Genomic DNA, 12,388 nt, shown 5'->3' with positions numbered 1-12,388 from the left:
CTTCTCGTATAAAGCTTATCTTGTTTTTATGCATGCTCATCATCTGTTTATGCATAAACGTTTGCGTGATTAAAAGGGAAACTTATCCAGGGTAGCGAATGAGTGAAAGGAGGAATTCCATTAAGAGAAGGCTCTTGGAGGGATTATGAAAACAATTTATTTGGTCCGTCATTGTCAGGCTGCTGGCCAAGAACCCGATGCACTGCTCACGGAAAAGGGAGAAGTACAAGCTCGGGAGCTTGCCACCTTCTTCGCAGGTTCCCCCGTTGATCGAATCATTTCGAGTCCGTATCATCGGGCGGTTGCCACCATCCAGCCACTTGCACAGGAACGCGGAATCGTGATTGAAGAAGATACCCGTTTGGTCGAGCGCGTTCTTAGCGGAGTACCACGTGAGGATTGGTTCGAGCGGCTGCGCGATACGTTCGATGATCTGACTCTTGAATTCGAAGGTGGCGAATCCAGTCTTACTGCTATAAATCGGGCAAATTCGTTGCTCACTGAGATTTTGGCAGACGAGCATAAAGATATTGTGCTAGTCAGCCACGGATGCCTGCTGGCCTTGCTCATGAAATCAATGGATGACCGCTTTGGCTTTCACGATTGGGAGAAATTAAGCAATCCAGATGTCTTCAAGCTTACCTGCCATTTAGAATCCAGAGAGCTCGTCCGCATATGGTCGTAAACGAATAAAAACAGTTACAAGGGGCAGCTCATCTGATTGCCTCCTGTAACTGTTTTTGTGGGATGGACTCTATTCCGATAATGCTCTGTAATTCTTCGCACGGCAGTCGCTGAACGATTCTGATAAAATGCTCCGCCAATATCGGATCAAATTGGGTACCAGAACCCCGTCTGATTTCTTGAAGCGCTTCCTCCACGGGCAATCCTTTTCGATAAGGCCTGTCCGCAACCATCGCATCGAAAGCATCAGAAATGGCTAAAATTCTCGCCATCAGCGGAATCTCATCCCCGGCTAAACCATCCGGATATCCCCTGCCATCTATACGCTCATGATGGGAGCGAATCGCAGGAAGCAATTCATTGAACATCCCTGCTTGCAAAATGATTTCGTAGCCAATGACCGTGTGCTGCTTGATCTTGTCATACTCTTCGGGAGTGAGCTTTCCTTTTTTATTAAGGATTTCGTCTTCGATACCGATTTTTCCAATGTCGTGCAGGATTCCCCCGATATAAACATCCTCCACTTTTCGTTCGGCCAAACCAATATCTCTCGCAATTTCTCTTCCCCAGTAAGCTACACGCTGAGAATGTCCACTTGTGTATCGATCTCGTGCGTCAATGGAAGCAGCCATCGTCGTTAAGAAGTTGTGATTGAATGATTTGACCTCTTCTACTTTTTGCTGAAGCCTTTGAAGATTGTCATAGTAATGATGAAATACGTAGCTGATCGTAATAAACGCAATCATCATAGGAATTAGTGTTAACGGACCATATAACTCTACTAATCGTGAACCTACCCCGGCAAGAATCAAAAGCAACAAGTAAGTCGAGGTAAAGCCTTTTGCCATCATCTTTACGGTTCGCGCCCAGGTCATTTGGTGAAAATAGGAGATACCCAATCCACATAAAGTCAGGTTCACAAACCAATACACAACAGCCAAAAACAAATCGCTAATAATGGGAGAAACAGTTCCGAAGCCCTCGATCCAATCCTTCAAAAACGCTACTGTCCATATAGTCATTAACAATTGCCCAATGTTAATAATAGCTTTTAGCGGATTAAACCTTACCAGGAAAGCAATGATTAAAGATTCAATAACAGCAGCCCATACTCCGACCCAGACTCCGTACAACAAGATACCCGAAAAGATGACAGCATTGTTCACTGTTAAAATCGTATTAGATATACGCACGGGAGCAAAACAGGAAAAAATGGTCAGGAGGGTGTAGGTAGATATTACCCCCCAATGCTCACGAGCAGCCCATTCCGATGAAGATGTGTAAAAAATATAGATTGCTGCAATGACAAATCCAACCTGGACAACAATCCCTTTTATCCAAACCGCAAAATCAGTTTTTTGTCGCATAACTTTTACCTTCGCGAAGTTGTAGTAATGAAATCGGTTTATTCATCAATCGCTGAACAAGTAAAAAGGCACCTAACATAATAAAAATATCGCCGATGCTAATAATCCGAGGAATGAAAGATGGCATGTAAATGACATCCGTCAAAAACGGAAAATTTGAACTTTCCGTCAATACACTATGCTTGAAATTCGTTCCGTTTATAACTGGCTCTAAATCATAAGGAAGCTTTGCTGCTTGAACTAAATCGATTGGCATTTTTCCATTGTTAGACCAAATTGCAATCGCATTCAGAAACCAGCCGATTAAAAAAATCCGCATATCTTCAAATTCTCGATTAAAAACGAGGAAGGCCAAAATAAACACATACGCGATCGATATGAAAATGCCACCGATCGTAGGGAAGAAGGCTGCACAAGCCTGCAGCAATATGGTAACGATAAGAAGTTTCTTTTGGTTGAACTTAGGTAATTCTTTGATTCTTCCCCCTCGCAGCAATGCTACGAGAAAAGATAGGGCAATTACATCCAATAGCATGTTGTTTCCTCCAAGCTTGAAGAAAAAACACCACTCAGCCAAGCGGTGTTTGTTTCTCCAATACGCTTATTTATCCAATATGGAAGTTTGCAGAAGTAGCTGCTACGATTGCTACCACCATCATAATTGCCGCGAACCATTTTTTCATTTTCTTTTCCCCCCTTTAGGCATAGTGGAGAAAGCTGGCTTCGCTACTGTCCGTGATGCAGAGGCCAAGCGACCAAGTACAGCCCCTGCTCCCCTTTCCTTTTCCATTACGAAAAAGGTTGGATTCGCTACTGGCTCCATACGGACCAAGCGACCAGATACAGTCCGTACTTCTTCGCTTCTTTCCTACCTTTATTTTACACATAAGTGACAAAATTCGGCAATCATAGATTCATAGTCTATTGGATTTAATTCCGGCTAGTTCTATTTAACTAGAACTATGTTCACACCAGCGCCGCCAAAATCGCCTTTTGTGCGTGCAATCTATTTTCAGCCTGATCAAAAATGACAGAGCGCGATCCGTCGATAACCCCGGTCGTCACTTCCTCCCCACGATGTGCCGGCAAGCAGTGCAAGAAGAGATAATCACGATCTGCCGCTGCTACCAATTTTTCATTCACTTGATAGTCGGCAAATGCTTTCAATCGTACCTCATTTTCTTCTTCAAAACCCATACTAGTCCAAACGTCCGTGTATACAGCATCTGCCCCCATGACAGCCTCTATCGGATCGGTGGTCACCATCATTTTTCCACCGCTTTGTTTCGCGTACCCCGTAGCTTTTGCGACAATGGTTGCATCCATTTCGTAGCCTACCGGAGTTGCTACCCGCACATCCAGACCTAGCAGAGCTGCGCCCAGCACCAGTGAATTCGCCACGTTGTTGCCGTCTCCTACATAAGCGAGCTTGACTCCTTTCAGCTTGCCTTTATGTTCCCAGATCGTCAGCAGATCAGCCAAAGCCTGACAAGGATGGTACAGATCGGTCAAGCCATTGATAATAGGGATCGACGCGTGCTCGGCAAGCTCTTCTACATAGGAGTGGGAAAAGGTGCGAATCATGATGGCATCCACGTACCGAGAGAGAACTTTTGCTGTGTCGCTGATCGGCTCCCCACGTCCGAGCTGGAGCTCTTTTCCGCTCATGAACATTCCCAAGCCGCCCAACTGATGCATCCCTACTTCAAAGGAGACGCGGGTGCGGGTTGAAGCCTTGTCAAAGATCATCCCCAACGTCTTGCCTTGCAAAGGCTGGAATGGCTGTCCCAGCTTTTGCAATTGCTTGACGTGAGCAGACAGATGGAGCAGCTCCATCAATTCTTCTCCATTGAATTCATCGACGCGCAAGAAATCTTTTCCTTTATGCTTTTGTAACGGCAAGTTTTGAAAGTGTTCCAATATCTTCACTGGCTGCATGCGAGCCACCTCTTTTCTTCATAATAGACTTCACGTATAACTCGAACGTATCGACAGCGGAGAACAATGGCACACCTTGTTGTACCATCCGGCTTCGCAGAGCAAATCCGGTCCGGCCATGACGATTGCCTTTCGTCGCAGTAACGAGTGCAAAGGCCGCTTGTTCCTCTTGCAACAGATCGATCCACGCTGCTTCATCTGCAACGATATGCTTCACGACAATTCCTTCGTTTTTCAGCCACTCGGCCGTTCCCGGAGTCGCCGCCAGATTGGCACCGTCATCTTGTATTTGTCCGATTGACTCTCTCACGCCGCCCTGCTTATCTCCATCTGCCAAAGAAATCATGACCAACTGACCTTTTTGCCAGTCGCCGTACAAATTGTCTTTGAAAGCAAAGGCTTTGCCTGCAGCCTCTTCAAAAGAATGACCCAAGCCGAGAACTTCGCCCGTCGATTTCATATCTGGACCTAGTACCGGGTCTACGCCGTTCAACTTGATCGTGGAGAAAACTGGCGCCTTGACGACGGCAAACGGAATCTCTGGCAAAAGCCCTGTACCGTAGCCCATCTCCGACAGCTTCTCACCCAATTGTGCACGAACCGCCAATTGAACCATCGGGATACCAGTCACTTTGCTCGTAATCGGTACTGTCCGTGAAGCACGAGGATTTACCTCCAGTACATAAACCGTTTCGCCATCAATGACGAACTGAATATTGATTAACCCGACCGCTTCCATTTCCTTCGCGATTGCTTCTGTATAGCTCGCGATTTTTTGCTTGATGTCATCCGTCAGCTGAGGAGCCGGGAACAAGGCTACACTGTCGCCTGAGTGGATACCCGCTCTCTCCACATGCTGGAAGATCCCTGGGATGATGACAGAATGTCCGTCGCATACCGCATCTACTTCTGCTTCCTTGCCTGGAACGTATTTATCCACGAGGAGTGGGAAAAACATGCTCATGTCCGGATGGCTCAACCAGTCGTGAATGGTAGCCTGCAGCTCGTCGATATTGTGGACAACGACCATACCTTGCCCGCCGATGACATACGAAGGTCGCATCAAAACAGGGAAGCCGATTTCCTCCGCGATCGCGGTTGCATCCTCCAAGGACGATACTCCTTTTCCGGGGATATGCGGAATGTCCAGCTTGCGCAGCATGGCGTAGAACAGCTCGCGGTCCTCCGCGCGTTCGATGGCTGTAAGCGATGTCCCCATTACTTTCAGCCCCGCATGCTCCAGCTTGGCTGCCAAATTGATCGCGGTTTGACCACCGAACTGAACCATGACGCCCTCTACCTGTTCGCGCTCTGCGATATGGAGCACGTCTTCTACGTGAAGCGGTTCAAAATACAGATGGTCGGCTGTTTCATAGTCAGTGCTGACCGTCTCTGGGTTGTTGTTCACAACGACTGCCGCAATACCCCTTGCCTGAAGCGCTTTGGCTGCATGCACGGAGCAATAGTCAAACTCGATTCCCTGACCAATTCGAATGGGACCTGAGCCAAGGACCAGTACTTTGCGGCCAGACAGTGACTCAACCTCATCTACTCCTTGCCAATCCGAATAGTAGTAAGGGGTTTGGGCATCAAATTCTGCCGCACAAGTATCCACAATTTTATAAGTAGGCGTAATGCCAGATTCTTGACGAAGTGATTTGATTTCGGCAGGTGTAGCGCCAACCAGTGAAGCGATGGTTTCATCGGCAAACCCGCGACGCTTTGCTTCCAACAACAGCTCTGGGGTCAATGTTTTGCTATCGTGGCAAGACAGCTCTACTTCCAAGTCCACGATTTTACGCAAGCTCCGCAAGAAAAACGGATCGACACCAGTCAGATTATGCAGCTCACTTTCTGTAAAGCCTTTGCGGATCGCCTCAGCAAAAACAAATAGTCTGATATCAGTCGCTTCCTGCAAGGAATGGGCAAGCTCCTCGCGCGTCCAGGATGCCAGCTCTGGTCGAGTCAAATGTGTGCAGCCCTGTTCCAGGGAGCGGACTGCCTTCAAAAGCCCTGCTTCCAGATTGCGGGCGATCGACATGACCTCGCCAGTCGCTTTCATTTGCGTCCCCAGCTTGCGGTCTGCCAGCGGGAATTTGTCAAACGGGAAGCGTGGAATTTTGACCACGATGTAGTCCAACGCTGGTTCAAAGCTAGCGTACGTATAGCCCGTGATTGGATTTAACACCTCATCCAGCCCGTAGCCCAATGCGAGTTTGGCGGCGATCCGCGCGATTGGATAGCCGGTTGCTTTGGAAGCCAACGCACTTGAACGGCTTACACGAGGATTTACCTCGATCAGCACATACCGATCGGAATTCGGATCGAGCGCAAATTGAATATTGCAACCGCCCACTACCCCAAGCGAACGAATCACTTTCGTTGATACGCTGCGCAGCATTTGGTACTGACGATCTGTCAGGGTCTGAGAAGGCGCAACGACAATACTGTCTCCCGTATGAATACCTACCGGGTCCAAATTTTCCATATTGCACACGATTATGCAGGTATCATTTGCGTCCCGCATGACCTCGTATTCGATTTCCTTCCAGCCTTTTACACTGCGCTCAATCAGTACCTGACCGATTGGACTAGCCGCAATACCACCTGCTGCAACCTTTCGCAAGGACGCTTCATCCCCCGCGATCCCGCCACCTGCTCCTCCGAGCGTATAAGCAGGGCGCACAATCACGGGATAGCCGATTGTATTCGCAAACTCGATGGCTGCTTCTACAGATTCGACTGTATCGCTCTCTGGAACAGGCTCTCCGATTTGTTGCATCAATTGCTTGAACAGCTCACGGTCTTCCCCGTTTTGAATGGCAGCCAACGGCGTACCCAACAGTTGGACGCTGTACTTTTCCAGCACCCCCGCTTCTGCCAGCGAAACAGCAAGATTAAGTCCCGTTTGGCCGCCTAACGTAGGCAAGAGACCATCGGGACGCTCTTTTGCGATAATAGCTGTCACGGATTCCACCGTGAGCGGCTCCAAATATACTTTGTCCGCTACTTGTTCGTCTGTCATGATCGTTGCCGGATTGTTATTCACCAGCACGACCTGCACGCCGGCTTCTTTTAGGGAAAGGCAAGCCTGTGCACCTGCATAATCAAACTCCGCTGCCTGCCCGATGACGATCGGACCAGAACCGATGACCAATACTTTATGAATGTTTGGCAATTTAGGCATATCTCTTCGCTCCTACTACGCGCATCGACTGCAAGAATTGGTGGAAAATGTGGGATGTATCACTCGGGCCCGGATGTGCCTCCGGATGGAACTGCACACTGAAAACAGGCAAACTAACGTGACGCATTCCTTCGACTGAACCGTCATTGACATTGCGGTAGGAAACCGTTAATTGACGTTTATCCAAAGACTCTTCCTTGACCACGTACCCGTGATTTTGTGAACTCATATATACTTTGCCAGTCATCAGATCCTTGACCGGATGATTGCTGCCGCGGTGACCGTATGCGAGCTTTTCTGTCTTGCCGCCGTACATCAGCGCCAATACTTGATGCCCCAAACAAATGCCCAACGTCGGGTACTGCTCCACGGCTTTGCGCCATTCACTGCAATACGCAAGCAAGTGCTCCGGATCGCCAGGCCCATTGGAAAACAACAAGCCGTCTGGTGCGAGAGCATTGATTTGAGCAAAACTCGTATCAAATGGAACGACTGTAACACGGCAGCCCTGCTGTAGAAGGGCATCCAAAATCGATTGCTTCATGCCGAGGTCAATCAAGACAACATGCTCGCCTGTTCCCGGATAACGCTCCACTTGTTGTCTGGATACGTTGGCAACTAATGATTTCTTGGCGTGCTTGTAGCGCAGTGACACCACTTCCTCTACCTGCATAGGCTGATCGGAAATGACACCGAATACGGTACCGTCTTGACGGACACGCTTTGTAATCGTTCGCGTATCAATCCCTGCAAGGATCGGGAAGCCAAATGCTTCTGCGGCTTGGGCCAAAGTCATGTTTGATTCGTAATGGCTTGGCTCCGTGCATAGCTCGCTGACAATCATCCCTGTCAACGCTGGCTTGGCTGCCTCATAATCCTTTTCGTTGATCCCGTAGTTTCCGATCAAGGGATACGTGAAGGTAACAATTTGCCCAGCAAAAGAGGGATCTGTCATCACCTCTTGGTATCCCGTCATTCCTGTATGAAAAACCACTTCTCCGAATCCGTTAATGGGGGCGCCATACAGCTTCCCTGTAAAAACCTCGCCGCTCTCCAGCGTTAAATATCCTGTTCCTAACGATTGATTCTCTCTATCCATCTATAAAGCCACTCCTCTCCAATAGGCACCGGCTGATCGCTCTTACCGAAAATTTATGCAACCTTTTGTATTAATATACATTTTGGATTATAAAAATGCAACGAGTTTTTTGACCACTTCCACTCGTTGCATTCTTTGTTTTTCATCTAAACCTGCGACAACGCCTCGCTTAATACAGTAATGGCCTGCTTTACTTCATCGTCAGTCGTTACAAACGAAGGCAAGAGTCTCACTACTTGTGGGCCAGCCATCAGCAGAATGACACCTTTCTCCCGTGCATACGCGACTGGCTCACCAGCAGGAATCGTTAGCTCCACACCGAGAAGCAGCCCTTTTCCCCGAACCGTAACCACTTTGTCTGGATGCTCTGCCTTGAGTTTCTCCAGCTCTTTGATCAATACGCCATGGATATGGGCTACCCGCTCCAAAATCTGCTCCTCTTCCATCGTCGCGAGCGTAGCGATTCCAGCAGTTGCTGCCAATGGATTCCCGCCAAAAGTAGTGCCATGCGTACCAGGAGCAAACGCTTCTGCTGCTTCTTTGGTCGCGACGACCGCTCCAATCGGGAAACCACTTCCCAAGCCTTTTGCTAATGAAATCGCATCTGGCTTCATGTCATAGTGCTGGAAGGCAAACCATGTACCCGTGCGGCCAATCCCGGTCTGTATCTCATCGATTAGCAGGAGCAATCCGTGCGCATCGCACAATTCACGCAGCCCCTTCACCCACGCCTCTTCTGCTGGATGAACGCCGCCTTCTCCCTGAACCAGCTCCAGCATGATCGCGCATGTCTTGTCTGTAATGGCTGACTTGACCGCATCAAGGTCGTTGTAAGGAACGCTGACAAATCCCTGCGGCAGTGGTCCGAATCCGTCCTTCACCTTTTCCTGTCCAGTAGCCGTCAGGGTAGCCAACGTCCGCCCATGAAAAGACTGTTTAAAGCTGATGATTTCGTAACGGTCGGTCCCTTTTATTTTTTGTGCATAGCGACGGGCGAGCTTGATCAAGCCTTCATTCGCCTCTGCTCCACTGTTGCAGAAAAAAGCCTGATCCAGCCCAGACAGACGGCTCAGCTTTTCTGCCAAAATCTCTTGCTGAGGAACATGCACCAGATTCGAGCAATGCCACAACGTATCGAGCTGTTCGTGCAGCTTTGCCGTTACTTTTGGCGGGACATGCCCTAACGAGGTCACGGCAATTCCTGAGGTAAAATCGAGATATTGCTTGCCTTGATCATCCCACACCTGGTTTCCTTGTCCTTTTACCAAACTGATTGGCCATCTCGCATAGTTATTCATGAGATGCACAGGAGCTGTTGTTGTATGCATATTCATTTCCCTCCTCATTGAGCATTTTCATACGGACTGTTGTCCCGACTGCCTCCCCGGCACAAACACCGAGCAAATCTTCAGCGGTTCCCCGGCAGATGACAACCTGCTCTACGCCCTGTCCGAGAGCGTCGAGAGCTGCCTGAACCTTCGGAATCATTCCCCCAGTAATAATCTCTGTCCGAATCATTTCCTGTATCTCTTCTGCACTTGTAGCTGGCACTACTGCCTTGGTTCCGTCTGGCTGTGGCTGCATAATGCCCGGAACATCTGTCACCATGATCAGTTTTTCGGCGCTAAGTGCTGCTGCAATCGCTCCTGCGGCTACATCCGCATTGACGTTATATGTCTCTGTGCCATCTTCACTAACAGAAAGGGGAGCAATCACCGGAACGTAGCCCCTCTCAAGAATCGTTTTCGGAATAGTCGTATCAGCCTTCTTGATTTCTCCTACCCACCCGAGTGGCTTTGACGTTTTTGTTGCCAAAAGGGTCTGACCATCGATTCCACTAACTCCCCAAGCCTTGGCTCCTGCCTGCGTCAGCCTTTTTACCAGCGCCTTGTTGATGCTGCCGCATAAAACCATCTCTACGACACGCAGCGTGTCCTCGCAAGTAACACGCAGCCCATCGACAAATTGCGGAGTGATCTGAACTCGATCGAGCATACTGTTAATGGCAGGTCCGCCTCCATGGACGATGACGATCTCTTTTCCTTGCGCCTGCAGTCCGGCAATGGCCTGAAAGAAGGAGTCAGGCAACTGATCCATGGTACTTCCACCACATTTGATCACAACAATTCCTTGCATCCGCTCTCCTCCTCTACGGGTATACAGGTACGAGCGGCAAGCCCGTTTTCTCAGGCAAATCAAACATAACATTCATGTTTTGTACAGCTTGACCAGCCGCGCCCTTCATCATGTTATCGATTACCGACAGCAAGATGACACGCTTCGTGCGCTGATCAACATGGATGGCGATATCGCAGTAATTGGAGCCATAAACTTCTTTGGTACGTGGATGACTGCCTGCAGGACGTACACGCACAAAAGGCTTACCCGCATAAGCAGCTTCGTATAGCTCCTGGATTTGCGCTTGGGTGACGTCAGTTGTTAGTTGTCCGTAAGCCGTGACTAAAATCCCTCGGGTCATTGGAACCAGATGTGGCGTAAATTGAACAAGCGTCTCTTCCCCGCTCTGTTTTTGCAGCTCCTGTTCAATCTCTGGTGTATGCTGATGACTCGCAACTTTATAAGCATGGATGCTTTCATTAATCTCGCTGTAATGAACACCGAGCGATACTCCACGCCCAGCGCCGGAAACACCTGATTTGGCATCGACGATCCAACTGTTAGGCTGTACCCAGCCTGTCTTTACCAGCGGAAGCAGGGCGAGGAGCGTAGCAGTGGGATAGCAGCCTGGATTTGCTATGAGACTGGCACCCGCCACTTGCTCTTGATTCCACTCGGTTAAACCGTAAACCGCTGTTTCTACCCATTGAGAAGGGGCAGGCTCATGTTTGTACCACGTTTGGTAGACCGCACCGTTTTCCAGACGAAAATCCCCGGATAAATCAATGACCTTTACGCCTTTTTCGACCAGCTTCGGAGACAGCCTGCTACTTACTCCCGCAGGCGTAGCGAGGAAGATCAAATCGTTCACACCGCTCATGCTGTCTGCATCAATTGGTGACAATGTGGGCAAGCCGAGCCCAGCTGCATGCGGAAACGATTTTTCCAAGCTATCTCCTTCTGATGAACTTGAATACAAATTGGCAATCTCCACATGCGGATGCCCAGCCAAAAGACGGATCAACTCCGCGCCACCATACCCCGTTGCTCCAACAATCCCGACCCGAACCATGCTCTCTCCCCTTTATCCTATTCTGTATTTTTATACATGAATAATAATAAAAATCCATATAGAATACAACAGAAAAACTTTTTTACGCCCAAAGAAAAAAGCGCCCAATTGCTCGAGCGCTTGTTTGTTGCCTTGTTTATTTTTTGTCCGCTAACCATGCAGCGATGTTTTCTGCATCTTTTCCTTTGACGAGACCCGGAGGCATTGCTCCTTTTCCTTTTTCCAAAATAGCCAATATCTGTTCCTTGCTCAACTCGCTACCGATCTTTTGCAAGTTCGGTCCAACTGCCCCTTCCAATGTCTGTCCGTGGCAGGCTGAACAAGTATTTTTGAACGTGGTTTCTGCAGTTGCTGCATCATAGCTGCCGGATGGAGTCGTCGAAGGAGTTTCTGTCGCTGGTTTTTCAGTTGCCGGCGTTTCTGTCGCTGGTTGTTGGGATGGCTGTTGTGCTGGTTGTTGTGCTGGCGGCTGTGTTTGCTTGCTGGTACCACAGGCACTTAGCGAGAATGCGAGTACAGCCGCTGTTAAAACGAGTGGAATACGTTTCAAGGCTGTTCCCTCCTTTATTCGGATTTCTTCGCTAAGTATGCCTCCAACTACCACTTCTCATTCTTACTACAGCCATTTAGGATAAAGGAAATTCCAACGGGCTCCATTCACGTAACTCCAACGTCCGTGCGCCTTCCACGACAACTGGATCAGCCTCAGCCAATTTGCGGGCTTCTTCCAGAGAATCCGCTTTGTAAATGACCAATCCGCCAAGCTTGTCTGTGAAGGGTCCCGCCATGAACACTTTTCCTTGCTTGTACAAATCATTGATATACGTAAGATGCGCAGGTCTTACTTGAGCATTCAGCTCTTGATTCACGATTGGCAAAAATGCGGCATACAACATGGACGGTTTCTCTCCTTTTTCATGACC

The 12,388-nt window shown here is 48.8% G+C and carries 11 protein-coding genes and 1 riboswitch; of the genes, 1 reads left to right on the top strand and 10 read right to left on the bottom strand.

All coding sequences use genetic code 11. The features are described from left to right. The first annotated feature begins 145 nt into the window (after positions 1 to 145). Positions 146 to 685 (top strand): histidine phosphatase family protein, encoded by a 540-nt coding sequence (locus M3630_RS15710; protein ID WP_251252685.1) that lies wholly within the window; start codon positions 146 to 148, stop codon positions 683 to 685. A 28-nt stretch (positions 686 to 713) separates the two neighbouring features. On the opposite strand, the gene M3630_RS15705 is transcribed toward M3630_RS15710, so the two are convergent. From M3630_RS15705 to M3630_RS15660, 10 genes are all read right to left on the bottom strand, one after another. Then, entirely contained in the window at positions 714 to 2,051 is a 1,338-nt protein-coding gene (locus tag M3630_RS15705) for an HD-GYP domain-containing protein (RefSeq protein WP_106785320.1), read from the bottom strand. Beyond that, positions 2,035 to 2,586 carry a DUF5317 domain-containing protein gene (locus M3630_RS15700; RefSeq protein WP_106785319.1) on the bottom strand — a complete coding sequence of 184 codons (552 nt, stop codon included), beginning with the start codon at positions 2,584 to 2,586 and terminating at the stop codon, positions 2,035 to 2,037. The genes M3630_RS15705 and M3630_RS15700 overlap by 17 nt, the downstream gene beginning before the upstream one ends. Positions 2,587 to 2,841: 255 nt before the next feature. Next, a riboswitch (cyclic di-GMP riboswitch) is annotated at positions 2,842 to 2,922 on the bottom strand. A gap of 95 nt (positions 2,923 to 3,017) precedes the next feature. After that, positions 3,018 to 3,989 carry an ornithine carbamoyltransferase gene (argF, locus tag M3630_RS15695; protein ID WP_173612219.1) on the bottom strand — a complete coding sequence of 324 codons (972 nt, stop codon included), beginning with the start codon at positions 3,987 to 3,989 and terminating at the stop codon, positions 3,018 to 3,020. Beyond that, a complete protein-coding gene (carB, locus tag M3630_RS15690; protein ID WP_251252684.1) occupies positions 3,934 to 7,176 on the bottom strand; it encodes a carbamoyl-phosphate synthase (glutamine-hydrolyzing) large subunit in 3,243 nt (1,080 codons plus the stop codon). Before carB ends, argF begins: the two co-directional genes overlap by 56 nt. Then, entirely contained in the window at positions 7,169 to 8,275 is a 1,107-nt protein-coding gene (locus tag M3630_RS15685; RefSeq protein WP_173612217.1) for a carbamoyl phosphate synthase small subunit, read from the bottom strand. The genes carB and M3630_RS15685 overlap by 8 nt, the downstream gene beginning before the upstream one ends. Before the next feature lie 146 nt (positions 8,276 to 8,421). After that, positions 8,422 to 9,603 (bottom strand): aspartate aminotransferase family protein, encoded by a 1,182-nt coding sequence (locus tag M3630_RS15680; protein WP_251252683.1) that lies wholly within the window; start codon positions 9,601 to 9,603, stop codon positions 8,422 to 8,424. Further along, entirely contained in the window at positions 9,566 to 10,411 is an 846-nt protein-coding gene (gene argB, locus M3630_RS15675; RefSeq protein ID WP_173612215.1) for an acetylglutamate kinase, read from the bottom strand. Before argB ends, M3630_RS15680 begins: the two co-directional genes overlap by 38 nt. Before the next feature lie 13 nt (positions 10,412 to 10,424). After that, complete coding sequence (gene argC, locus M3630_RS15670) at positions 10,425 to 11,465, bottom strand: N-acetyl-gamma-glutamyl-phosphate reductase (protein WP_221867387.1); 1,041 nt, start codon at positions 11,463 to 11,465, stop codon at positions 10,425 to 10,427. 136 nt (positions 11,466 to 11,601) lie between these two features. After that, positions 11,602 to 12,015, bottom strand: a complete 414-nt coding sequence (locus M3630_RS15665) for a c-type cytochrome (RefSeq protein ID WP_173612213.1) — start codon at positions 12,013 to 12,015, stop codon at positions 11,602 to 11,604. A 76-nt stretch (positions 12,016 to 12,091) separates the two neighbouring features. Continuing rightward, entirely contained in the window at positions 12,092 to 12,361 is a 270-nt protein-coding gene (locus M3630_RS15660; RefSeq protein ID WP_047069739.1) for a YciI family protein, read from the bottom strand. Positions 12,362 to 12,388: the final 27 nt, after the last annotated feature.

The organism is Brevibacillus sp. MER 51 (assembly GCF_023714195.1).
In the GTDB taxonomy this organism is placed as follows: domain Bacteria; phylum Bacillota; class Bacilli; order Brevibacillales; family Brevibacillaceae; genus Brevibacillus.
Note: the sequence above shows the minus strand (reverse complement) of the source record. Positions and strands in the feature narration are given on the sequence as shown.

Excerpts from the sequence above, each read along its gene's own strand:
- M3630_RS15680 (WP_251252683.1), bottom strand. The coding sequence starts at position 9,603 with ATGCATACAACAACAGCTCCTGTGCATCTCATGAATAACTATGCGAGA.
- M3630_RS15660 (WP_047069739.1), bottom strand. The coding sequence starts at position 12,361 with ATGTTGTATGCCGCATTTTTGCCAATCGTGAATCAAGAGCTGAATGCT.
- argF (WP_173612219.1), bottom strand. The coding sequence starts at position 3,989 with ATGCAGCCAGTGAAGATATTGGAACACTTTCAAAACTTGCCGTTACAA.
- M3630_RS15705 (WP_106785320.1), bottom strand. The coding sequence starts at position 2,051 with ATGCGACAAAAAACTGATTTTGCGGTTTGGATAAAAGGGATTGTTGTC.
- argC (WP_221867387.1), bottom strand. The coding sequence starts at position 11,465 with ATGGTTCGGGTCGGGATTGTTGGAGCAACGGGGTATGGTGGCGCGGAG.
- M3630_RS15700 (WP_106785319.1), bottom strand. The coding sequence starts at position 2,586 with ATGCTATTGGATGTAATTGCCCTATCTTTTCTCGTAGCATTGCTGCGA.
- carB (WP_251252684.1), bottom strand. The coding sequence starts at position 7,176 with ATGCCTAAATTGCCAAACATTCATAAAGTATTGGTCATCGGTTCTGGT.
- M3630_RS15685 (WP_173612217.1), bottom strand. The coding sequence starts at position 8,275 with ATGGATAGAGAGAATCAATCGTTAGGAACAGGATATTTAACGCTGGAG.
- M3630_RS15710 (WP_251252685.1), top strand. The coding sequence starts at position 146 with ATGAAAACAATTTATTTGGTCCGTCATTGTCAGGCTGCTGGCCAAGAA.
- argB (WP_173612215.1), bottom strand. The coding sequence starts at position 10,411 with ATGCAAGGAATTGTTGTGATCAAATGTGGTGGAAGTACCATGGATCAG.